Raw genomic sequence first — 22,308 nt, 5'->3', positions numbered from 1 at the left:
CGGCGGGGTGGCCGGTGGATCCCACGCCGCGAAGATCCGGCGTGGATGGGGTCAGTCCTCGGAGTCGTCCAGGTCGCGGCGATGGACCTTCATCCATGCTTCGACGTCCTCTGTCAGCCAAACCTTGCCTTGAGCAAGGTCAGCGACCGGCTTCGGAAAGTCGGCGCGACTGGTGATCTGGTAGGCCCGCTGCCGGCTGACTCCGCCCAGCCGGATGCGAATCTCGTGTGCGCCCATGAGGCGGATCGGCTTCACTCCCACATGATCGACCGTAGGCGCGAGACTATTAGTCGATAATCAAGTTGTTACGGGGCAGCTAGTCCTTGAGCAACCTAAAGTGGCTCCATGCCTAGTCGCTTCACGCCTACCACACCGGTGCCGGATTCTCCCAGGCACCGCCGGGATTGGCGCACGCTCTGGCGGCGCTGCATCTGCGGCCTCCCCGCCCCGTGCATCGACGCCCGGCTGACGTTACGCCCACCGCCGCTCCCACCCGCGGGCACCGCGCCGCCACCAATCCCACCCGCGGGCGCCGCGCCGCCACCAATCCCACCGGCGGGCGCCGCGCCGAAACCGCCCCGGCTCCCCCGGCCACGCCGGGCGAGTCCACAGCAGCCGGTCCCGCCACCACCGCCTCCCCCACCACCCGACGCCCGCGCCGGAGATTCCCGCGACGGCGGCGCCACCGCCCCGGCGCCCCGATCGCCGCGCCACGAGTCGAACGTGGGGCGGGCCGGCCATCTGACACCGGCGCAGCGCCATCGCGCCAATCAGGGTTCGCCGGCGAAATACCGCCGGGACATCCCAGGACAACCCGGAGGGACGCCATGACGCCGAGCGACCACATGCACGAGCGACCACAGTGGGACTGTCGCGCCTGCGGCCTCCCCTGGCCGTGCCCCACCGCCCGGGCCGGCCTCCTGGAGGAGTACCGCGGTTTCCCGTCGCTGCTCAAGGTCTATCTGTCCACGCAGATGTACGACGCCCTGGACGACATGCTCGCGGACGGCGGGGCGCCACCGAACCTTTACGACCGATTCCTCGCCTGGGCCCGCAACCGCCCGGACGCCCCCTGACCGCCCACGCTCACGTCACGCCCGGGTGCGGCGGCGGTGACCCCGGCCGGCATGCCACGTCTCGATCACCAGGTGATCGGCGGGCACCCCGACATAGGTCAGCGCCACCTCGTCGATGTCCACCCGGAAGAAGCCGGCGCCCGCGTGCGGCGTGTCCGCCGGTGGCGGTGTCTCGACGGCCCGGCCGGCGAGTTTCGCGTCGCCCGGACCGGACTCCGGGTGATCGGCGGGCGGCTCCAGGGTGGGGCTGTGCATCGCGAGCCGCGGATCGCGTCGCAGGTCGGCCAGTTTCACCGAGCCCGGCATCATGCCGAACGTGATGTCGCCCTGCTCGAACTGGGCCTCACAGGCGCTGATCCGGGGCGAGCCGTCCTTGCGCAGCGTGGCGATGGTCTTGTTGGTGCCGGACTCGAAGAGGGTCTTCACCCTCGCTGCGAACTCCGGCGCGTCCTTCTCGATCTCTTCCCAGCGTGCCATGGGGGTGAGGCTAGGCCGGGGGTATGACAAGAATGGGCTCATGGGAGCGACGCGTATCCGCCAGCTGCACGAAGCCCTCCCGCCGCAGCTGCGCGCGGCGGTCGACGACTTCGGGCACCACCTGGCCGGTGTCGAGAACCGCTCCGAGCACACCGTCCGCGCCTATCTCGGCGACGTGGTCTCGCTGCTCGACCACGCCGTGCGGGAGGGACGGACCACGCTCGCCGAGCTCGACATCGCGGTGCTCCGTGGCTGGCTCGCGGCTCGATGGGGCAGCGGCGCCGCCCGTACCTCGCAGGCTCGCCGGGCGGCAGCGGCGCGCGCGTTCACCGGCTGGGCCCACCGCAGCGGCCGCGCCCCCGGCGATCCGGGCGCCCAGCTCGCCAGCCCGCGCGCGCACCGGGACCTGCCCGCCGTGCTCCGCGCCGACCAGGCGGAGGCGCTGATGAGCCCGCCCGCGCCGGATCCGGAGCAGGAGGGCGGCCGGGCCCTCGCCGTCCGCGATCGGGCCGTCCTGGAGCTGCTCTACGCCACCGGCGTCCGGGTCTCCGAGCTCTGCGGCCTCGACCGCGCCGACGTCGACCACGGCCGGCAGGTCGTCCGCGTGTTCGGCAAGGGCGCCAAGGAACGGGCCGTCCCGTACGGGCATCCGGCTCGGGACGCGCTCGACGAGTGGCTGCGGACCGGCCGCCCGGAACTCGCCGGGCGGCACAGCAAGGACGCCCTCTTCCTCGGCGTGAAGGGCGGCCGCCTGCAGCCGACAGTGGTGCGCCGGATCGTGGCCGGTGCGGCGCGGTCCGCCGGTCTGCCGCACACCAGTCCGCACGACCTGCGGCACTCGGCCGCCACCCACCTGCTGGACGGCGGCGCGGACCTGCGCGCGGTGCAGGAGCTGCTCGGCCACAGCTCACTGTCGAGCACACAGATCTACACCCATGTCTCGACCGAGCGCCTGCGCGCGGCGTTCAAACAGGCACACCCGCGCGCCTGAGGACGTACGATCCGTTCATGAGCGCCGATGATCCGCCCCGGTCCATTCCGGGCGCTCGCCTGATGTTCTCGCTGGACCCGTCGGTGTCCTATCTGAACCACGGCTCGTTCGGCGCCGTCCCGATCAACGTGCAGCGCGCCCAGCAGCGGCTGCGCGACGAGATGGAGGCGAACCCGCTCCGGTTCTACGGCACCGGCCTTCTCGACCGGGTCGTCCACACCCGACGGCATCTGGCCGCGTTCCTCGGCGCCGACCCGGACGGCAGCGCGCTGATGCCGAACACCACGGCCGCGATCTCGCTGATCCTGCAGTCGATCCGTTTCGAACCGGCCGAGGAGGTGCTGCTCACCGACCACGGGTACGGGTCGGTGGCGATGGCGGTCCGGCGGGAGTGCCGGCGCACCGGGGCCACCGCGCGCACCGTGGCGATTCCGCTCGGCGCGACGAACGCCGAGGTGGTGAGCCGGATCCGGTCCGCGTTGCGGCCCGGCCGGACCCGGCTGCTGGTGGTCGATCAGATCGCTTCGGCGACAGCCATGATCTTTCCGGTACGGGAGATCGTCGCGGCCGCCCGGGAACATGACATCCCGGTGCTGGTGGACGCCGCGCACGTGCCCGGGATGCTGCCCGTCGACGTGGCCGCGATCGGCGCCGACTTCTGGGTGGGCAACCTGCACAAGTGGGGCTGGGCGCCGCGCGGGACGGCCCTGCTGAACGTGTCACCGCCGTGGCGCCGGCGGATCGAGCCGCTGGTGGTCTCCTGGGAGCAGGAACAGGGTTATCCGCTGTCGGTCGAATTCCAGGGCACGATCGACTACACGCCCTGGCTGGCGGCTCCCACGGGTGTCTTCACGCTGCGGACACTCGGATGGGAGTCGGTCCGGGCGCACAACGTGGCGCTGGCCGCGTACGGGCAAAGGGTTGTCGGTGAGGCCCTCGGCCTCGCGCCCTCCGACCTGCCCGGCCCCGGCGGACCGGGGATCGCGATGCGGGTGGTGCCGCTGCCCGCGGGGCTCGCGACGACCACGCCGGAGGCGATCACCCTGCGGCAGCGGATCTCGGACAAGCTGGCGGTGGAGACCGCGATCAACGCGTGGGGCGGCCGCGGGCTGCTGCGGCTGAGCGCCCAGGTCTACAACCGCCCGGAGGAGTACCTCCATCTGGCCGAGCACCTCCCCGCCCTGCTGGCCGAGCACCAGCGATAGCGCCGGCCGCCGGTGCGGGGGCCGGGCTCGGCCCAGCGCGGACCAGCCGGGCGCGGACCAGCCGGGCGCGGACCAACCGGGCGCGGACCAACCGGGCGCGGACCAACCGGGCGCGGACCAACCGGGCGCGGACCCGCCGGGGTCAGAGGGGCAGCAGCCGGACGCGGCCGAGGCCGAGCAGGGTGAGCGGGTCGAGGTAGTCGCCGCCGCGGCGCAGGCCCCAATGCAGGCAGACCGGCTCGGGGCAGCCCAGGTGACCGATTTCGATCGTGCCGAGCGGATCCCCCGCCGTGACCTGATCGCCGGTCGTGACGGCGGCGGTGACCGGCTCGTAGGTGGTGCGCAGCCCGCCGGCGTGCGCCACGCTGATCACCCCGCGCCCGGCGACCCGGCCCGCGAAGATCACGACGCCGGCGCCGGCCGAGCGCACCGTGGCGCCCGGCGCCGCTCCGAGATCAACGCCGCGGTGGCCGGGCAGCCAGCGTTCCGGCGGCGGATCGAACCGCCGCAGCACGCTCGGCGGCGCCACCGGCCACGAATAGACGGCCGGACGCGCCGGTCCGAGCGGAAGCACCAGCAGGACAGCGAGGAGGAGCGACATGCCGGCCAGCGTGCCCGGCCACCACCCCGCCCGCGACCGGCCCTGTGGACGACCCCGCGCTGTGGAAAACCACTAACCGCCGAAACCGGCTTCGTCCGGCAGCGAGATGTCCGGCTTCTCCAGCTCCTCGACGTTCACGTCCTTGAACGTCATCACCCGCACGTTCTTCACGAAACGGGCCGGACGGTACATGTCCCACACCCAGGCGTCGTGCATCTCGACCTCGAAGTACACCTCGCCGTCGGAGTTGCGCACGTGCAGGTCGACCTGGTTGGCCAGGTAGAACCGGCGCTCGGTCTCCACCACGTAGGAGAACTGGCGGACGATGTCGCGGTACTCCCGGTAGAGCTGCAGCTCCATCTCGGTCTCGTACTTCTCGAGATCCTCTGCGCTCATCGTGTCTCGCCCTCCATGGCCTTTATCTTCCCCCACCGACGCCGGTGGCTGAGGCTTGTCCGCCCGACGCCACGCCGACGGTACCCTCAGCCGCTTCCGGAAGCAGCAGCGGCTCGGTAACGGCTGCGTCGAAATTGGCGGCCGTGCCCGCGTCAGCGGTGTCGAAGAGCGTCGCCGCGACCGGCTCGGCGGGCCGGCGCGCGCGGGGCGGCCGGTTGCCGCGCCCGGAGGCGGCGGCCACATTGACGTACGAGAACCGGTGCTCGGCGCACGGCCCGTGCTCGCGCAACGCGGCGGTGTGGTCGTCGGTGATGTAACCCTTGTGCACGGCGAAACCGTACGCCGGGTACTTGTCGTGCAGCTCCACCATGAGCCGGTCCCGGGTGACCTTGGCGAGCACGCTGGCCGCCGCGACGCAGGCGGCGACCCGGTCGCCTTTCCACACCGCGAGGCCTGGCACACCGAGGCCGTCCACCGGGAAGCCGTCGGTCAGAACGTACTCCGGGCGGACGGTCAGGGACGCGAGCGCGCGCCGCATCGCGGCCAGGTTGCAGACGTGCAGCCCGCGCGCGTCGACCTCGGTCGGCGGGATGATCATCACGGTCCAGGCCAGCGCTCGCGCCACCACCTGGTCGTAGACCCGCTCCCGGGCGGCGGCGGTGAGCAGCTTCGAATCGGCGAGCCCGGGGATCTCACCGCGCTTGCCCTCGGGCAGGATCGCGGCGGCCGCCACGAGCGGGCCGGCGCACGCGCCCCGGCCGGCCTCGTCGGCGCCGGCCACGTGCCGGAAGCCGCGGCGCTGCAGCGCCTGCTCGAGCGCGTAGAGCCCGGCCTCACGCCGGATCACCGTCCGCGGAGGAGCCAGCATCAGAAGTCCTCCCCGGCCACAGCGGTGCGCACCAGGCCGGCCAGGCCCAGCGGGAAGATCTCCTCGCTGCTCGCCTCGATCTCGGCGGCCGACCACCAGCGGTGCTCGGTGATGGTGAGCTGCTCGGTCACGTCCATCCCGGCCGTGTCGACCTGCCATTCGGCCACGTGCAGGACGAAGAACTCCTGATCCTGCCGGTACTGACCGCCGTCGAACTCGAACTCGGTCACCTCACGCCAGACCGGGCCGCCGAGGTCGCCGGGCGCGATGCGCAGCCCGGTCTCCTCGAAGAGCTCGCGGGCCGCCGCCTCGGCGACCGTCTCGCCCGGCTCCAGACCCCCACCGGGCGTGAACCACCAGTGCCGGCCGGGGCGGGCCGGATCGCCACCGTGCAGCAGCAGAACCCGCCCCGCCCGGTCGAGCAACAGGACGCGCCCGGCACGGCGGTCAATCACGGTCACGGGACCAAGCCTATTGCGCCGGCGGGCGCCTCGGCGAATCGGTCATTTGCCGGCCGCGTTCGGAATCGCGTCGTACTCGTCCGGCACGGAGAGCCAGGTGGCACGACCGGCCGGCCAGAAGATGGTGAACGCGCGGCCGACCACCGAGTCGATCGGCACCGTCGCGTCGTCCAGCTTGCCGGCCTCGTCGGTCGCGGTGCTCTGCTCGTAGTGCTCCAGGGAGTCGCCGGACGCCTCGCGGTGGTCACCCATCACCCAGAGCCGGCCGGCCGGAACGGTGATGTCGAAGTTCTGATCGGCGACCTGGTTGCGGGTGCCGTCGGACTCGGTGTAGATGTACGGCTCGTCGAGCGAGACGCCGTTGATCATGAGGCGCTGCTCGTTGTCGCAGCAGACGACGTTGTCGCCGGGGGTGCCGATGACCCGCTTGATGAAGTCCTCGCCCTCGGCGCCGGACTGCCACTCGGTGGGCGCCTTGAACACCAGGATCTCGCCGCGACGCGGGTCACGGAAGTCGTAGACGAGCTTGTTGACCAGGACCCGGTCCCACACGTTGAGGGTGTGCTCCATCGACGGGGACGGGATGTAGAACGTCTGCAGGACGAAGGCGCGGACCAGAACCGCGACCAGGATCGCCACGCCCAGCAGAATGGGGAGTTCGCGCCAGAACGAGCCGCGGCGCTTTTCGGTCTGCTCGTCAATCACGCTCGGAGCCTACGTCGTCGAGTCACGAACGACATGCCGGAACGCGCGGATAAAACGACACCGAGCAGAAGCGGCAGCACCTCGGTGGCGACCATCGGCGCCTCCTCGCGAGGCTGGACCGGGCGCCCCGCGGCCGCTGTCGGATGCTCCGCCGCGAACTGTTTCCACACGTCAGGCACGCTGAGGCTGGTGAACCGGTCGCTCGGCCAGACCACCACGAAGGCCCGGCCGATGACGTTCTCGATCGGCACCGGACCCTGGCAACGGGCGTCCTGTGAGACCGACCGGTGGTCACCCATCACGAACATCTGCCCGGCCGGCACGGTCACCTCGGTGAACCGCCGGCTCGTGCACTGCCCGGCGATCGGAGGCTGGTTCAGGTCCGAGTTGAAACCCTCCGCGATGTACGGCTCGTCGATGCCGATCCCGTTCACCGTGATCCGGCCCTGATCGTCGCAGCAGGCCACCTTGTCACCCGGAAGGCCGATCACCCGTTTGATGAAGTCGCGCTCGCCGGGCCGGCTGACGCCCACCAGGTCACCGATCGTGCGGCCGAGTTTCGCGAGGAAGGTGTTGCTGACCGCCTCGGTCACCTCGGGCGCCCAGTCGTCGGTGCCCCGGAACACCACGATCTCGCCGCGCAGCGGGTCACGCATGTCGTAGACGACCTTGTTGACCAGGACCCGGTCCTGGATCAGCAGCGTGTTCTCCATCGAGCCGGACGGGATGTAGAACGCCTGGACCAGGAAGGTGCGGATGAGCACGGCCAGGCAGAACGCCACCACGAGGAGCAGCGGCAGCTCCTGCCAGAGCGGCATCTCCTTGCGCCGGATCGCGCTCCGGCGCCGTCGGGACGGCCGATAGCCTTCCATCGGTTCCACGCTTCGCATCTCCTGCCGTCGACCCGGCCGAACCGCCCCCGGATACAGCACTACCGCCCGAGTTTCCCGGCTAGGGAAAGTTACGGGCGGTAGGACTGAAAAGGTTCACCAGAACCGTCCGGCACGAGCGCAAGCGTAGTTCGCTCGCGCCCATCCGTGCCGGACCGTCTCGGCCGTCAGACGGACTGCTTCTCCCGAAGCTCCTTGATCTTGGCCTTCTTGCCACGGAGCTCACGCAGGTAGTAGAGCTTCGCACGGCGCACGTCACCGCGGGTGATGACCTCGATCCGGTCGATCGCCGGGCTGTTGAGCGGGTAGGTCCGCTCGACGCCGACGCCGAAGCTGATCTTGCGGACCTTGAAGGTCTCGCGCAGGCCGGCACCCTGGCGGCCGATCACGACGCCCTGGAAGACCTGGACACGGGAACGGTTACCTTCGACGACCCGGGCGTGCACCTTGAGCGTGTCACCGGCACGGAAGTCGGGAAGGTCGGTGCGCTGCGACTGGGCGTCGAGAGCGTCCAGCGTGTTCATCGCTGCATCCTCGTACTAGAGGCGCACCGGAAGTCGGTGCGCGGTGGGTGATTCTGATCTTCTGCGACTCCGGAAGATCCTCGTCTCCGCCCGCGGCGCGGATGGAGACGGCAACCCCACTACTCTGCCACATCCCGGCCGGGGATCTGAAATCCGCCCTCGACCAGCGCCTTCCGGTCCTTCTTGTCCAGTTTTTCCGGCGGGTAGGCGCCCCACATGTCCGGACGCCGGGACGCGGTCCGCAGCAGGCTCTGCTCACGGCGCCAGCGCGCGATCCGGCCGTGGTCGCCGGAGCGCAGCACGTCCGGCACCTCGCGGTCGCGCCAGGACTGCGGCTTGGTGTAGACCGGGGCCTCCAGCAGGCCGGCCGCGTGCGACTCCTCGGTCAGCGACTCGGCGTTGCCGAGCACACCGGGCAGCAGCCGGGTGATCGCTTCCATGATCACGATGACCGCGACCTCGCCGCCGAACAGCACGTAGTCGCCGAGGGAGACCTCGCGCACCGGCATCCGGTCCGCCGCGTCGTCGATCACCCGCTGGTCGATGCCCTCGTACCGGCCACAGGCGAAGACCAGGTGGTCCAGCTCGGCCAGCTCGTGCGCGTCGGCCTGGGTGAACGGCTTGCCGACCGGGGACGGGATCACCAGCGTCGCGCCCGGTGCGGCGACCGCGTCCAGGGCCTCGCCCCACGGTTCCGGGCGCATCACCATGCCGGGACCGCCGCCGTACGGGCTGTCGTCCACCGTCCGGTGCACGTCATGGGTCCAGGTGCGCAGATCGTGCACGGAGAGGTCGAGCGTCCCGGTCGTCCGCGCCTTGCCGATCAGCGAGAGGTCCAGCGGTGCGAAGTAGTCCGGGAAGATCGAGATGATGTCGACCTTCACAGATCCAGCAGGCCTTCCGGTAGATCGACGATCACACGCCCGCCCGCCAGATCGACGGTCGGCACGATCGCGGTGACGAACGGGATGAGAGCCGTCCCGCCGTCGGCCTTCTTCAGCACGATCAGGTCGGAGGAGGGCGCGTGGTCGATCCGCGACACGGTGCCGTGCAGCGTGCCGTCGGCCGACTCGACCCGCAGCCCGATCAGCTGGTGGTCGTGGAACTCCTCGGGATCCTCCGGCAGCGGCACGTCGGCGCTGTCCACCTGGAGGAAGACTCCGCGCAGCGCCTCGGCGACGTTGCGGTCGGAGATGCCCTCGAAGACGGCGATGCCGCGGCCCTGATGCCAGCGGATCTGCTCGAGGACGAGCTGTTGGGGAACTTCGAAACGAATCCCGGGAGCGCCCGCCGGGCCGGCGCTCACCCGGCGGTCCCGGGGGACCTCCGTGATGAACACCGACCCGGCGGTGAAGCGTTCCTCGGGCTCGTCGGTCCGCACGACCACCGAGACCTCGCCCCGGATGCCGTGCGGTTTACCGATCTGGCCGACGACGAGCAGCACTCAAACTCCCTTGCAGTACGGCGGAGCCGTTTAGGAAGCTCGGTCAGTACGCGTCGACGATGTCGACGCGAATGCCGCGACCGCCGATCGACCCGATCACCTGACGCAGGGCCTTGGCCGTCCGGCCGCCGCGCCCGATGACCGTTCCCAGGTCCTCCGGGTGCACACGAACCTCGAGCCGCTTGCCGCGGCGCGAGTCGACCAGCCGGACCCGGACGTCGTCCGGGTTGTCGACGATGCCCTTGACGAGGTGCTCCAGCGCGGGCCGGAGCGCCCCGTCAGCTTGCGTCGGCGCCGGCACCGGCCGGGTCCTGTGCAGTCTCGGCGACAGCCTCGCGGTTCGGCTCGGCCGGGTCGGCGGCCTTGGTGTCGGCCGGGCGAGCCTCGGCGACCTCCGGAGCGGCGGCCTTCTTCGACTTCGGCGTGGTGGCCGGCTTGGTGTCGGCGACACCGGCAGCGGCCTTCGCCTCTTCCTGGTAGATCTCGGTCCGGCTCTGCTTGCTCGGCGCGACGAGCAGCGGCGGCGGGGCCGGCAGACCCTTGAACTGCTGCCAGTCGCCGGTCTTCTCGAGGATGCGCTGCACGGCCTCGCTCGGCTGCGCGCCGACGCCCAGCCAGTACTGAACGCGGTCGGACTTGACCTCGATGACCGAGGGGTGTTCCTTCGGCTGGTAAATGCCGACGTACTCGATGGCGCGGCCGTCGCGCTTGGTGCGCGAGTCGGCGACGACGATGCGGTACTGCGGGTTGCGGATCTTGCCCATCCGCAGGAGCCGGATCTTAACGGCCACGGTGTTTTCGCTCCTGATGACTGCGTGGGTGAGCCGACCGGAACCCACGTGGGGATGCGGGACCGATGCCTCGTGGACTGGCGGTGCGATCAGGGGTTAGAGGGCGCCTGACGCATGCCGGATACCAACGAGCCATTGTGCCAGATGGGAGGCACTACTTCCCAACCGGGTCTCACTATGCCGCCGGACGATTCCAGCCCGGCGGGACGGCGAGCGGCGGCACCCAGTCCGGGGGCGGCTGGAAATCGGTCCAGGTGCCGTCGAACGGGAACTCGCCGGCCTCGATCTTCGCGATCACGCGGCGGCCCTCGGCCCGGACCGCGTCCGGGTCCGGCACCCAGTAGCGCTCCGGCAGCGCCAGGCGCTCGGCGAACTCGTCCTCGTCCTTCCAGCGCCAGGTGCGGTCCGGCGCGGCAACCACGTCCAGGTCCTGGTCGACCACGTCGACGCCGGCCACGTCACCGTCGTCCCAGCGGACGCCGTGCTCCTCGAGATTGACGTACCACTCGCGGAAGGCGCCCTCGTCGGTACGGAAGAACCAGACCGAGTGCTCGCCCTCGGCCGGCAGGAACATCAGGATGCCCGGCCCGGACCAGGTCGCCGGGACCAGGCGGCGCTCGCAGACCGACCACTCGGCGAACGGCATGTCCCGCACGCCCCGGCCGTCCACCGCCATCTCGTTGAGCACGGCCGAGCCGCGGGCCAGCCAGAGGAGCAGCCCGCGGTCGTCGTCGGAGATCACCCGGCAGGGCCGGACGTGGACCAGCCGGCCCCCCGAGAAGTTCCGGTAGAGAACCGGCCGGCCCGCGCGGAAAGGCATGCTCAGTACGAGCGGCCCAGGTACGCGATCAGGTTCGGCTCGTCGTCCGACTCGGGCATCGAGCCGTCTTCGCGCGTCAGGCAGCGGACGGTCACCGCCTTGCCGTTCGCCTCCTTCTCACCCGCCTCGCCGACCGCCGACCACGGCACCCGGGCGAACCCGGTCTGCGCCGCCTCGAGCGCCTCGGCCAGCGTCTTCACGTCGACCGTGTGCTCCTCGCGGAACGCCAGCGCGTCGTCGTAGAGGCGCTGCTGGTCGGCCTTGAGGGCGCTGGTGACCGCGCCGGTCACGTCGGCGAGCGCCATCGGGGACTTGGAGCCGTCGATCCGGCGGGCCACCGTCACGTTGCCGGTCGCCAGGTCCCGCGGGCCGACCTCGATCCGGATCGGGATGCCCTGGAGCTCCGCGTCGACCGCGCGACGGCCGAACGGGATGTCGGCCCGGTCGTCCAGCTTCACCCGTACCCCCGCTGTCGCAAGCTCGTCGCGCAGCTTGGCCGCCGCCTCCGTGACGCCCTCGCCCGCCTTGACCACCATGATCTGCACCTGGATCGGCGCGGCACGCGGCGGAAGCCGCAGGCCGTTGTCGTCACCGTGCACCATGATCAGACCGCCGACCATGCGGGTCGACGTGCCCCACGACGTGGTCCAGGCGTGCTCGACGGTGCGCTCGGCCGACGAGTACGTGATGTCGAACGCCTTCGCGAAGTTCTGGCCGAGCTCGTGCGACGTGCCCATCTGCAGCGCCTTGCCGTCGCCCATCATGGCCTCGACGGTCATCGTGTTCGTCGCGCCGGCGAACCGCTCGCCCCTGGTCTTGCGGCCGGGGATCACCGGGATCGCCAGGAACTCCTCCATGAACGCCTGGTAGACGTTGCGGTGGATGTCGCGGGCGTGCTCGCGCGCGTCCGCCTCGGTCGCGTGCGCGGTGTGGCCCTCCTGCCAGAGGAACTCGGTGGTCCGCAGGAACGTGCGCGGCCGCAGCTCCCAGCGCACCACGTTGGCCCACTGGTTGAGCAGCAGCGGCAGATCCCGGTACGAGTCGACCCACTTCGCCATGAACTCGCCGATCACCGTCTCACTGGTGGGGCGCACCACCAGCGGCTCGGCGAGCTCCTTGCCACCGGCGTGGGTGACCACTGCCAGCTCCGGCGAGAAGCCCTCCACGTGGTCGGCCTCGCGGCGCAGGTAGTTCTCCGGGATGAAGAGCGGGAAGTAGGCGTTCTGCACGCCGGCCGCCTTGATCCGGGCGTCCATGTCGGCCTGCATCCGCTCCCAGACGGCGTACGCCACCGGACGGATCACCATCGTCCCGCGCACCGGGCCGTTGTCGGCGAGTTGCGCCTTGGCGATCAGGTCCTGGTACCAGCGGGGAAAGTCCTCCGCACGGGGAGTGAGCACGCGAGCCATGGGGAGACATCCTAGTCTCGTCCGGCATGCAACCCGGCGGGTGGGCATCCCGTGTCCCTTTACGTCAAGGACGGGGGACGGATGGACTTCGACGGGTTCTACCGGGACACCTCCCGGCGGCTCATGCGTTACGCGTACGGCCTGACCGGCGATCCAGGTGAGGCACAGGAGCTGGTCCAGGAGGCGTACGCGCGGGCCTGGCAACGCTGGCGGCGGGTCTCCGGCTACGAGGACCCGGAGGCCTGGCTGCGGCTCGTGGTGAACCGGCTCTCCGCGGACCGCTGGCGGCGGCTCTTCGTGCGCCGCGAGCACGCAGCGGCCGCGCCACCGGCCCCGGCCGTCCCGCCACCCTCCGACGACGTGGTCCTGCTGGTCCGGGCCATGCGGACACTGCCGGCCACGCATCGCCGGGCGCTGGCCCTGCACTACCTGCTGGACCGGTCGATCGCCGAGATCGCGGCCGAGACCGGCACGTCCACCGGCACCGTCAAGTCCTGGCTGTCCCGCGGCCGGGCCGGCCTGGCCGCCGCCCTCGGCCAGGAATCCCCGGAAGGAGCCCGCCATGTCCGCTGATCTCGACGACCTGTTCACGGCGCTGGGCCGGCACTCCGACGCGCTGCCCCCGGCCGGGGTCGCTGACGCGCGCCGCCGCGGCGCCGCCCGCAAGCGCAGTCGCGCCCTGGCCGCGGCCGCCGCGGTGCTGCTGGTGCTCGCCGGCACCGGCGTGGTGGCCTGGCAGCGGCGGCACGCCGAACCGATCCTGCCGGCGACGTCCCCGGCCCGGATCCGCGGGATGGAACCGGTCGGCGAGCCGCTGCGCCCGCCGGCCGGGGAGACGTGGACCGCCCCGCTGGTCGCCGGTGGCTACGGGTACGCGATCTCCGCTTCCCCGGACAGCCGGGTGCACGCTTTCGACCTGGCGACCGGCGCCCCGACCTGGACGTCCGAGCCCATCGCCAGCCCGGCCGGCATCGCGCTGAGCGCGACTCCGACGGCCCTCGTCGTCCAGCAGCAGGCCGGCCTGGTGTTCCTCGATCCGCGCACCGGGGCGCGGCTGTGGGAGTTGACGAGCGCACCGCGCGACCTGCTTCAGTTGCACACCGACGTGCTCGCCCACTTCGACCTGGACACCGGCACGATCGAGGCCTACGACGTCCGGACCGGCGCGAGACTCTGGGCGGCGGCGGCCGGCGACGAGCGCCCCGTCACGATCACCGGGATGCGGACCGCGCCCGACGGCGACGAACCGGGATTCACGTCCGCCCCGCTCGCCGTCGGCACCGCCGACCGGGTGCGGCCGTTCACCGACGACCGGCTGATCGAAGTGACCGAGAAGGGCGGGGTGCGGATCCGAGACATCCGTACCGGCAAGGTTCGCACCACCGTGCAGACGCAGGAGGCGAGGCCCGACTACGCCATCGGGTACGAGGGCACCGTCTACACGTTGTGGCGGGACGGCGCCGGGAGTGTCCGGATCAGCGCCACCGGCACGGATCCCGGCGCCGGTCCGTCGCGGGTGGTCTACCGGGAGGAATACCCGGACGGTCCGTCCTTCGCCGATTTCTACCCGTGCGGGGCCGGAACCGTCTGTGTCTACGAGCGGCGGCCCACCGGCGCGTCACCTGAGATCAGGGACACCTACCTGCTCCGGATCGACGCCGTCGGCGGGCGCGTGCTCTGGGAGGCGCCGGCACGCTGGGCCCTCGAAGGGGGCACCATGCGAGTGGGACGCGCCGCGCCGGCAGCGCCCACCGACAGCATCGTCTCGACCGGTACCGTCAACGAGGCGCCCACGACGGCGGTCTTCGGACCCGGCGGCCGCTTGCTGGCCCGGGCGGAGGGCGCCGGCGGCATCGTCGACGACGGCAACGTGCTGGTGCTGGTCCGGGACGCCCGCTCCGGGCGGTTCGCCGTGCGGGCCATCTCCACGATCGACGGCCGGACGACCGACCTGGGTACCGTGCCGGAGATCTCCGGACGGTGTGACTGGAACGCCGACTATCTGACCTGCCCGTCCGGCACCGGGCTGCGCATCTGGAAATTCCGGCGCTGACCCGCAACCGATCGGCCAGGTTCGTCGTGTCTGATCCCCGGAAGGGGCGGTGAGATGACGGGGACCGACGACTTCGAGACCCGGAGGCATGGCTGCGGCTCGTGGTGAACCGGCTCTCCACCGACCGGTGGCGGCGGGTGTTCCGGCGCCGCGCCCACGACGCGGCGCAGGCGCCCCTGCCGCCGTCCCCGCCACCGTCGGAGAACACCGTGCTGCTGGTCCGCGCGATGCGGGACCTTCCGCCGGCACATCGGCAGGCGCTCGTCCTGCACTACCTGATGGACCGCACGATCGCCGAGATCGCCGCCGAGACCGGCGCGACGGCTCCCGGCTACTCCGCTACCGATTCGTCCGGTAAGTGATTATTTGATGACGGCGCCGCGCAGGACGATCCGGCGCGGCGCCTTCACCACGCGCAGGTCGGCGCGCGGGTCGGCCTCGTAGACCACCAGGTCGGCCAGCCCGCCCTCGACCAGCCCGGGGAAGCCGAGCCACTCGCGGGCCTTCCAGGACGCGGAGGCCAGCACGTCCGCTGCCGGGATGCCGGCCTCGTGCAGGTAGAGCATCTCCTCGGCGGCCAGCCCGTGCCGGATGCCGCCACCGGCGTCGGTGCCCACGTAGATCGGGACGCCGGCCTCGTGGGCGGCCAGCACCACGGACGGGAACCGGTCCCGCAGGTGGAGCATGTGGTCCGCGTACCCGTCGAACTTGCCCCGCGCCGAGTCGGCGATCTTGCCGAAGGTCCGAATGTTGATCATCGTGGGCACCAGGGCGGTTCTTTGTCTCGCCATCTGGTCGATCAGGTCCAGGGACAGGCCGGTGCCGTGCTCGACCGAGTCCACGCCGGCCTTGACCATGATCTCCACGCCCTCCTCGGAGAACGTGTGCACCGCCGCGCGGGCGCCGGCCGCGTGCGCCGCCTCCACCGCGGCCGTCATGGTCGCCGCGTCCCAGCTCGGCGCCAGGTCGCCGACGCTCCGGTCGATCCAGTCGCCGACCAGTTTCACCCAGCCGGTGCCGGCCTTGGCCTGCGCGGTCACCGCGGCGGCCACCTCGTCGCCGGCCACCTCGACGCCGATGTCCCGCAGATAGCGGCGGGGCGCGGCCACGTGCCGCCCGGCCCGCGCGAGGCGCGGCACGCCGGGTTCGTCATCGAGTTCCGGGTACGGGTACGGCGAACCGGCGTCCCGCAGTGCCAGAACTCCCGCGTCCCGGTCGATCACCGCCAGCTCACGGGCCTGGTCGACGCTCTCGATCGGCTTCGCCCCGTACGCGATCCCGAGGTGGCAGTGCGCGTCCACCAGGCCGGGCACGACGAATCCGCCGTCACTGATCGTCTCGGCCCCGGCCACCGGCTCGTAGGTGACCCGATCGCCGACCAGCCACAGGTCCCGGACCTCGCCGTCCGGAAGAACCGTCCCGCGCACATGCAACGCCATAGGACAGTCCTACCTGATCAACCGGTCAGCTGTCCGGCCGGGCCACCGCACGGATCCGGTCCCGCCGGCGCGTCCACGCCGGAAGGTCCAGAGTGATCCGCCACGGCCGGTCGACAGTGACCAGCTCATCGGTCTGGATCAGCTGCTGGTAGTCGCCGCCGGGACCGAGCGCGAACTGCGTGAGCGTGACGCGCTCGGCCAGCGGGTCGACGATCCAGTAGTTCCGGATGCCGACGTAGGCGTACTTCTTCAGCTTGCCATCCCGGTCGAACTTCTTCGACGACTCGGAGATCACCTCGACGACGAGCGGCACGTCGCCCGGCTTGACCGGCGACTTGCCGGCGCCCTCCTCGCGGATGAGCACCACGTCGGGGCGCAGCTCGTTACGCCGGTCCAGGAGCACCGCCTGCTCGCCGTTGATGAGCACGTCCTCCGGACAGTGCTCCAGCGCCGCATGGGTGACCATGATCGAGATGTACTGATGAATGGGCAGGCCAACGGGTGACAAGACGAGCCTTCCGTCGATCAACTCGTATCGAAGATCCTCGGGAAGGTCCGCGATGTCGTCGACGGTCAGGTCGTCTCGCTTCAACAGCTCCTCGACGTCAGCGTGCAGGGCGATGCTCATCGACTCCTCCTCCATGGGATTCACCCCCACAGTAGTAGTCGCTGAGCAACTTGCGCCATGCCACTTTCTAGCGATTGTCGTCCTTCGGCTTGTTCAGCTTGTTGAAGTCGAGTTTCGGCAGCTTGAAGCCGGGCGGCATGCCGCCACCGCCCAGCGCGCCCGGGTCCATCCCCGGCGGCAGCTGCGGCATGCCGCCCGGGAAGCCGGCCGGCATCCCGCCGCCCGCCCGGGGACGGTTGCCGCCCTTGGTGCCCTTACGCTTGTTCTTCGGGCTCTTCGTCGCCTTGCGGCGACCGCCCGGCAGGCCCATCATGCCGCTCATCTGCTTCATCATCTTCTGCGCGTCGGTGAAGCGGTTGAGCAGCTGATTGACGTCCATCACGGTGACGCCGGAGCCGTTCGCGATGCGCAGCCGGCGGGACGCGTTGATGATTTTCGGAGTGGTGCGCTCCTGCGGCGTCATCGAGCGGATGATCGCTGTCACCCGGTCGAAGTGGCTGTCGTCGAGCTCGGCCAGCTGGTCTTTCATCTGGCCCATGCCCGGCATCATGCCGAGGATGTTGGCGATCGGGCCCATCCGCCGGACCGCGATCAGCTGGTCCAGGAAGTCCTCCAGCGTGAACTGCTCGCCACCGAGCAGCTTGCTGGTCATCTTCTCCTTCTGATCCTCGTCGAACGCCGCCTCGGCGGTCTCGATGAGGGTCAGCACGTCGCCCATGCCGAGGATCCGGCTGGCCATCCGGTCCGGGTGGAAGACGTCGAAGTCCTCGAGCTTCTCACCGGTGGAGGCGAAGAGGATGGGCTGGCCGGTGACCTGCCGGACGGAGAGCGCGGCGCCACCGCGGGCGTCACCGTCGAGCTTGGAGAGGACCACGCCGGTGATGCCGACGCCGTCACGGAACGCCTCGGCGGTCTGCACCGCGTCCTGGCCGACCATCGCGTCGATGACGAAGATGACCTCGTCCGGGTCGACCGCGGCGCGGATGTCGGCGGCCTGCTGCATCATCTCGGCGTCGATGCCGAGGCGGCCGGCGGTGTCGACGATGACGATGTCCTTCGCCGTCCGCCGGGCGTGCTCGATCGAGTCCTTGGCGACCTGCACCGGGTCGCCGACGCCGTTGCCGGGCTGCGGGGCGTAGACGTCCACTCCGGCGCGGCCGGCCAGGACCTGCAGCTGGTTCACCGCGTTCGGCCGCTGGAGGTCGGCGGCGACCAGCAGCGGCTGGTGGCCCTGCGACTTGAGCCAGCGGGACAGCTTGCCGGCCAGCGTCGTCTTACCGGAACCCTGGAGACCGGCCAGCATGATGACGGTCGGCGGCTGTTTCGCGAACTGCAGGCGCCGGCCCTCGCCACCGAGGATGGTGATGAGCTCCTCGTGGACGATCTTGATGATCTGCTGCGCGGGGTTGAGCGCCTGGGAGACCTCGGCGCCGCGCGCCCGCTCCTTGAGGCTGGCGATGAACGCCTTGACCACCGGCAGCGCGACGTCCGCCTCCAGCAGCGCGAGACGGATCTCGCGCGCGGTGGCGTCGATGTCGGCATCGGTGAGCCGGCCCTTGCCGCGGAGCTTGGTGAAGATCCCGGACAGGCGGTCACTCAAGGTGTCAAACACGGATCGACTTCCCGTTGGCTAGGTGTTGGCGTTGCCGCAAGCCTAGCCGCACCACTCACGGCTCACCGGTTCCGCATGCGGTACGTGCGTGACGCCGCCTCGATCCGGCGCTGGGTGCGGGTGCCCGGAGCCAGCGAACGCTTGATCCGGCTGTAGAGGAACGCGCCGCCGCCGACCACGAGAGCACCCACGATCAGGTAATACAGGAAACCGCCGAGCAGCGAGCTGACCACCCAGCCCACCACGATCACCCCGGCGATCAGTGCTACCAGAAACGCCACTGCCTTGCCCATCTCGGCCTCCCGCCGTCGTCGCAATGCCGTTCCAGTCCCTGGCACTGCCGCGCTCACCCGTCGCCCTGCCGCTTTCCACCATGCAGTGCGTACGCAAGCGCCCGCATCGGCCGAGACCCCGATCCGTTCCCCTAAGGGTGGGACCACTCGCAAACGATCACAAGGTGCTCGTGAAAGGCGTATACCGCAGTTAAAGGGTGCAACTCCTGATATAGACCGCAACTTCATCTCATCCGGGGCGTTAAGCGCGTCGGCGGACCTGCGGCGAAAGGACGACGGCGTGACCCTGCGGCAGATCCTGCGGCTGACCCCCTGGTCGGTCCGGCGACGGATCTTCACGTCGGCCGAGCGGCACCTGCTGCCCCGCGTCGCACCGGAACGGCGGTTACGCGTAGCCCGTACCCTCATGCCTCTCGAACCCCGCCGCCGGGGCGCCGCCGCGCGAGTGACCACCGACGCCGCGCCCGCCGCCGTCCGCCGCGAGAACCTGGACCGGGTCGTCCGGGCGTTCGACGCGGCCGGGATCGGCTGGTTCCGGCTGCCGGCGCCCACACCGCTCGGCACCGCCGTCGCGGTGACCGAGAAGGATCGCGACCGGACGCTCGCCCTGCTGCGCGAGCTGGCCCGGCGCGACAACGGCCGGTTCCGGACCGTCCTGCGGCCCGGCCGGCGCGCCGAACCCCGCGTCGTGGCGATCTGCTGGCCGGTCACCGACCCCGGCGGAAGCATGCTGCTCGGCGACGAGTACGCCTGCGAGATCGAGTTCTGGCGGGAGAAGGGCGGGCGGCTCGTCGCGCCGCGCGGCAACCCGGTGGCCGACGAGGTGCCGGCCACCGAACCCGCGGTGATCGCTCCCGAGGTGGCCTTCGGACCGTTCTGCTCCCCCGACGACGTGACCGGCTATCGCACCCGCGCGGTCTTCACGGCTGTCGACCCGGACCGGATCGACTTCCCGATCGACGTGGTCTACACCTGGGTCGACGGCGACGACCCGGCCTGGCAGCGCCGCAAGGCCCGCGCCCTGGACGCCAACCCGTGGGTCGGCGGGGTCAACTCGCAGGCCGCCAACGACTCCCGGTACACCAGCCGCGACGAGCTGCGGTACTCGCTGCGCTCGCTGCACTGCTTCGCGCCGTGGGTGCGCCGGATCTTCCTGGTCACCGACGAGCAGGTGCCGGACTGGCTCGACCTCAGCGATCCGCGGATCACGCTGGTCAGCCACCAGGAGATCTTCGGCGACACCGGCACGCTGCCGACGTTCAACTCGCAGGCGATCGAGTCCCGGCTGCACCGGATCCCCGGCCTCGCCGAGCACTTCCTCTACCTCAACGACGACGTGATCCTGGGCCGGCCGGTCATGCCGGATCTGTTCTTCACGCCCGGCGGCCTGACCAAGTTCTTCCCCTCCAAGGCCCAGGTCGATCTCACCCCGCACGCGCCCGGCGACCGGCCCGCCGACTCGGCCGCCAAGAACAACCGGCGGCTCATCGAAGAGGCCTTCGGCCGGGTGCTGACCCGCAAGATGAAGCACACCCCGCACCCGTCCCGGCGCAGTGTGATCGCCGAGATCGAGCAGCGGTTCGCCGGGCACGTGGCGGCGACGGCGGCACACCAGTTCCGGCACCCCGAGGACGTGTCGCTGCTCTCCTCGCTGCAGCAGTACTACGCGTACCTGACCGGGCGGGCCGCCAAGGGCCGGATCCGCTACCTCTACACCGATCTGGCCGAGCCGGTCACGCCGCTGCGGCTGGCCAGGCTGCTGCGCGAGCGCGACACCGACGCGTTCTGCCTGAACGACGTGGACACCGACAGCGCGGCGGTGGCCGACCAGGAAGCGCTGCTCGCCGACTTCCTCCCGCTGTACCTGCCGTTCGCCTCGCCTTTCGAGTCGCGCGAGCCACGCGCCGGGACGGCCCCGGCCGCGCAGGCGTTCGCCGCGCCGCGCCAACCGCTTCCGGGCCGCGACGACGTGGCGCTGCCGCCCGTCGCCTGAGCTTCTTCCAAAGGAGATTCCGCATGAGCTACGACGTCGTCATCCTCGGGCTCGGGTACGTCGGGCTGCCCCTCGCGCAGCAGGCAACCCGGGCCGGCCTGTCCGTCCTCGGCTTCGACGTCGACGAGACGGTGGTGCGCGCGCTCGGCGACGGCCGGTCCCACGTGGACGACCTGAGCGACGCCGACGTGGCCGCGATGCTGTCCGACGGCTTCCTGCCGACCGCCGACGAGACGCTCATCGCGCAGGCCCGGACCGCGGTGATCTGCGTGCCCACCCCGCTCTCCGAGGGCGACGGCCCGGACCTGCGGGCGGTCCTCGGCGCCACCTCGGCGGTCGGGCGCAACCTGCGGCCCGGCATGCTCGTGGTGCTGGAGTCGACCACGTACCCGGGCACCACCGACGACGAGGTCCGCCCCCGGCTGGAGCAGCTCTCCGGGCTGACCGCCGGCATCGACTTCCACCTGGCGTTCTCCCCGGAACGGATCGACCCGGGCAACGAGGTGTTCGGCGCGCACAACACCCCGAAGGTGGTCGGCGGGTACACGCCGGCGTGCACGGCGGCCGCGGCCGGCTTCTACGGCCGGTTCGTCGAGACGGTGGTGGAGACCCGCGGCACCCGGGAGGCGGAGACCGCGAAGCTGCTGGAGAACACGTACCGGCACGTCAACATCGCGCTGGTCAACGAGATGGCCCGGTTCTGCCACGAACTGGACATCGACCTCTGGGACGTGATCCACGCGGCGTCCACGAAGCCCTTCGGCTTCCAGGCGTTCTATCCGGGCCCGGGCGTCGGCGGCCACTGCATCCCGATCGACCCGAACTACCTTTCGCACAATGTGCGCAGCAAGCTCGGCTATCCGTTCCGCTTCGTCGAGCTGGCCCAGGAAATCAACACCACCATGCCCGCCTATGTCGCCCGGCGGGCCCAAAATCTGCTCAATGCGGACGGCCAGGCGGTGCGCGGGGCGACGGTCCTGCTGCTCGGCATCACCTACAAGGCCAACATCGCCGACCAGCGCGAGTCCCCGGCCGCTCCGCTGGCCCGCCAGCTGGCCGCCCTCGGCGCCACCGTCGCCTACCACGACCCGCACGTCCGCACCTGGGACATCGGCGGCATCCCGGTCTCCCGCACCGACGACCTGGAGGGCGCGGCCGCCTCCGCCGACCTGGTGATCCTGGTCCAGAACCACCGCGAATACGACGCCGACCACCTGGCCCGGATCGCGAAACGCTTCTTCGACACCCGCGGGGTCACCACGGCCCGGGAGGCCCACCGCCTATAAAGATCCTTCCCCGGTACGCGCCAAAACTCCCACAACCGCACCAGACCCGTCCCGGGTCGCCCTTCGCGGGGCTGCCCTCCGGGGGCGCGCTGCTCCCGCCCGGCCGCAGCGCGCCCGCCCGCGCCCGATGCCGCCGGCATCGAAATCAGGGCACACGATGCGGTCCAGACACGTGGACGGAAGCACACCGAAGCCCTCGGCAGCGGCGACAGCGGCACACCGAACCCGTGCGTGTGCTCGCATCCAGGTCCTGGAGCCTGTTGCTTTTTGGCTACGGTGGTTACGGGTGACTAGCCACTTTGATCCATGTTTGTGATCATTTAGGGGTGGCGAAGTGGTATCGGCC

General features: G+C 70.9%; 27 protein-coding genes. 8 read left to right on the top strand and 19 right to left on the bottom strand.

From position 1 onward, the window contains the following. Positions 1-51: 51 nt before the first annotated feature. Positions 52-237 carry an AlpA family phage regulatory protein gene (locus tag AB0F72_RS25085; protein ID WP_051042615.1) on the bottom strand — a complete coding sequence of 62 codons (186 nt, stop codon included), beginning with the start codon at positions 235-237 and terminating at the stop codon, positions 52-54. A 590-nt stretch (positions 238-827) separates the two neighbouring features. On the opposite strand from AB0F72_RS25085, the gene AB0F72_RS25080 reads away from it, so the two are divergent. Continuing rightward, positions 828-1,076, top strand: a complete 249-nt coding sequence (locus AB0F72_RS25080) for a hypothetical protein (RefSeq protein ID WP_360435643.1) — start codon at positions 828-830, stop codon at positions 1,074-1,076. 15 nt (positions 1,077-1,091) lie between these two features. Here the strand turns inward: AB0F72_RS25080 and AB0F72_RS25075 are convergent, their stop codons facing one another. Further along, entirely contained in the window at positions 1,092-1,553 is a 462-nt protein-coding gene (locus tag AB0F72_RS25075; RefSeq protein ID WP_360435641.1) for a pyridoxamine 5'-phosphate oxidase family protein, read from the bottom strand. A 40-nt stretch (positions 1,554-1,593) separates the two neighbouring features. Here AB0F72_RS25075 and AB0F72_RS25070 point away from each other — a divergent pair, with 40 nt between their 5' ends. Further along, entirely contained in the window at positions 1,594-2,544 is a 951-nt protein-coding gene (locus AB0F72_RS25070; protein WP_360435639.1) for a tyrosine recombinase XerC, read from the top strand. Positions 2,545-2,561: 17 nt separating this feature from the next. Next, positions 2,562-3,749, top strand: coding sequence for an aminotransferase class V-fold PLP-dependent enzyme (locus tag AB0F72_RS25065; protein ID WP_360435637.1), 1,188 nt, complete (start codon positions 2,562-2,564; stop codon positions 3,747-3,749). A 142-nt stretch (positions 3,750-3,891) separates the two neighbouring features. On the opposite strand, the gene AB0F72_RS25060 is transcribed toward AB0F72_RS25065, so the two are convergent. From AB0F72_RS25060 to proS, 13 genes are all read right to left on the bottom strand, one after another. Continuing rightward, complete coding sequence (locus tag AB0F72_RS25060; protein WP_360435636.1) at positions 3,892-4,350, bottom strand: M23 family metallopeptidase; 459 nt, start codon at positions 4,348-4,350, stop codon at positions 3,892-3,894. 72 nt (positions 4,351-4,422) lie between these two features. Further along, complete coding sequence (locus AB0F72_RS25055; RefSeq protein WP_360435634.1) at positions 4,423-4,746, bottom strand: DUF2469 domain-containing protein; 324 nt, start codon at positions 4,744-4,746, stop codon at positions 4,423-4,425. Between the two features lie 22 nt (positions 4,747-4,768). Then, a complete protein-coding gene (locus AB0F72_RS25050; RefSeq protein ID WP_360435632.1) occupies positions 4,769-5,614 on the bottom strand; it encodes a ribonuclease HII in 846 nt (281 codons plus the stop codon). Next, entirely contained in the window at positions 5,614-6,075 is a 462-nt protein-coding gene (locus AB0F72_RS25045) for an NUDIX domain-containing protein (RefSeq protein WP_360435630.1), read from the bottom strand. The genes AB0F72_RS25050 and AB0F72_RS25045 overlap by 1 nt, the downstream gene beginning before the upstream one ends. 42 nt (positions 6,076-6,117) lie before the next feature. Further along, a complete protein-coding gene (lepB, locus tag AB0F72_RS25040; protein WP_360435628.1) occupies positions 6,118-6,780 on the bottom strand; it encodes a signal peptidase I in 663 nt (220 codons plus the stop codon). Then, positions 6,777-7,652, bottom strand: coding sequence for a signal peptidase I (gene lepB / locus AB0F72_RS25035; protein ID WP_360435854.1), 876 nt, complete (start codon positions 7,650-7,652; stop codon positions 6,777-6,779). Before lepB (AB0F72_RS25035) ends, lepB (AB0F72_RS25040) begins: the two co-directional genes overlap by 4 nt. Positions 7,653-7,837: 185 nt before the next feature. Next, complete coding sequence (gene rplS / locus AB0F72_RS25030) at positions 7,838-8,194, bottom strand: 50S ribosomal protein L19 (RefSeq protein WP_360435626.1); 357 nt, start codon at positions 8,192-8,194, stop codon at positions 7,838-7,840. 119 nt (positions 8,195-8,313) lie between these two features. Next, positions 8,314-9,078, bottom strand: a complete 765-nt coding sequence (trmD, locus tag AB0F72_RS25025; RefSeq protein WP_360435624.1) for a tRNA (guanosine(37)-N1)-methyltransferase TrmD — start codon at positions 9,076-9,078, stop codon at positions 8,314-8,316. Next, the gene (rimM, locus tag AB0F72_RS25020; RefSeq protein WP_360435852.1) at positions 9,075-9,635 is read right to left on the bottom strand and encodes a ribosome maturation factor RimM; all 561 of its coding nucleotides are present in this window, start codon (positions 9,633-9,635) and stop codon (positions 9,075-9,077) included. The genes trmD and rimM overlap by 4 nt, the downstream gene beginning before the upstream one ends. 46 nt (positions 9,636-9,681) lie before the next feature. Next, positions 9,682-9,939, bottom strand: coding sequence for an RNA-binding protein (locus tag AB0F72_RS25015; RefSeq protein ID WP_111651360.1), 258 nt, complete (start codon positions 9,937-9,939; stop codon positions 9,682-9,684). Then, positions 9,917-10,429, bottom strand: a complete 513-nt coding sequence (gene rpsP / locus AB0F72_RS25010) for a 30S ribosomal protein S16 (RefSeq protein WP_014447132.1) — start codon at positions 10,427-10,429, stop codon at positions 9,917-9,919. Before rpsP ends, AB0F72_RS25015 begins: the two co-directional genes overlap by 23 nt. A gap of 175 nt (positions 10,430-10,604) precedes the next feature. Continuing rightward, positions 10,605-11,249, bottom strand: a complete 645-nt coding sequence (locus AB0F72_RS25005; RefSeq protein ID WP_360435621.1) for a DUF402 domain-containing protein — start codon at positions 11,247-11,249, stop codon at positions 10,605-10,607. Positions 11,250-11,251: 2 nt separating this feature from the next. Further along, a complete protein-coding gene (gene proS / locus AB0F72_RS25000; RefSeq protein ID WP_360435619.1) occupies positions 11,252-12,658 on the bottom strand; it encodes a proline--tRNA ligase in 1,407 nt (468 codons plus the stop codon). An 81-nt stretch (positions 12,659-12,739) separates the two neighbouring features. Here proS and AB0F72_RS24995 point away from each other — a divergent pair, with 81 nt between their 5' ends. The 3 genes from AB0F72_RS24995 (at position 12,740) to AB0F72_RS24985 (ending at position 15,073) form a co-directional block, all read left to right on the top strand. Continuing rightward, complete coding sequence (locus AB0F72_RS24995; RefSeq protein ID WP_360435850.1) at positions 12,740-13,231, top strand: SigE family RNA polymerase sigma factor; 492 nt, start codon at positions 12,740-12,742, stop codon at positions 13,229-13,231. After that, on the top strand, positions 13,221-14,711 hold the full coding sequence (locus tag AB0F72_RS24990) for a PQQ-binding-like beta-propeller repeat protein (RefSeq protein WP_360435617.1): 1,491 nt from the start codon (positions 13,221-13,223) through the stop codon (positions 14,709-14,711). The genes AB0F72_RS24995 and AB0F72_RS24990 overlap by 11 nt, the downstream gene beginning before the upstream one ends. Before the next feature lie 101 nt (positions 14,712-14,812). After that, the gene (locus AB0F72_RS24985) at positions 14,813-15,073 is read left to right on the top strand and encodes a sigma factor-like helix-turn-helix DNA-binding protein (protein WP_360435615.1); all 261 of its coding nucleotides are present in this window, start codon (positions 14,813-14,815) and stop codon (positions 15,071-15,073) included. Here AB0F72_RS24985 and AB0F72_RS24980 read toward each other — a convergent pair whose 3' ends face one another. From AB0F72_RS24980 to AB0F72_RS24965, 4 genes are all read right to left on the bottom strand, one after another. After that, on the bottom strand, positions 15,074-16,150 hold the full coding sequence (locus AB0F72_RS24980) for an amidohydrolase family protein (RefSeq protein ID WP_360435613.1): 1,077 nt from the start codon (positions 16,148-16,150) through the stop codon (positions 15,074-15,076). It abuts the gene before it with no gap. Positions 16,151-16,175: 25 nt separating this feature from the next. After that, on the bottom strand, positions 16,176-16,778 hold the full coding sequence (locus AB0F72_RS24975; RefSeq protein ID WP_360435611.1) for a Uma2 family endonuclease: 603 nt from the start codon (positions 16,776-16,778) through the stop codon (positions 16,176-16,178). Positions 16,779-16,845: 67 nt separating this feature from the next. Continuing rightward, on the bottom strand, positions 16,846-18,390 hold the full coding sequence (gene ffh / locus AB0F72_RS24970) for a signal recognition particle protein (RefSeq protein ID WP_360435609.1): 1,545 nt from the start codon (positions 18,388-18,390) through the stop codon (positions 16,846-16,848). A 62-nt stretch (positions 18,391-18,452) separates the two neighbouring features. Next, the gene (locus AB0F72_RS24965; RefSeq protein WP_360435607.1) at positions 18,453-18,683 is read right to left on the bottom strand and encodes a hypothetical protein; all 231 of its coding nucleotides are present in this window, start codon (positions 18,681-18,683) and stop codon (positions 18,453-18,455) included. Positions 18,684-18,963: 280 nt separating this feature from the next. Here AB0F72_RS24965 and AB0F72_RS24960 point away from each other — a divergent pair, with 280 nt between their 5' ends. After that, entirely contained in the window at positions 18,964-20,676 is a 1,713-nt protein-coding gene (locus AB0F72_RS24960) for a stealth family protein (RefSeq protein ID WP_360435605.1), read from the top strand. 23 nt (positions 20,677-20,699) lie between these two features. Further along, a complete protein-coding gene (locus tag AB0F72_RS24955) occupies positions 20,700-21,962 on the top strand; it encodes a nucleotide sugar dehydrogenase (RefSeq protein ID WP_360435603.1) in 1,263 nt (420 codons plus the stop codon). Positions 21,963-22,308 lie beyond the last annotated feature (346 nt).

Origin of the sequence: Actinoplanes sp. NPDC023936 (genome assembly GCF_040639325.1) — a bacterium.
Taxonomy (GTDB): domain Bacteria; phylum Actinomycetota; class Actinomycetes; order Mycobacteriales; family Micromonosporaceae; genus Actinoplanes.
Note: the sequence above shows the minus strand (reverse complement) of the source record. Positions and strands in the feature narration are given on the sequence as shown.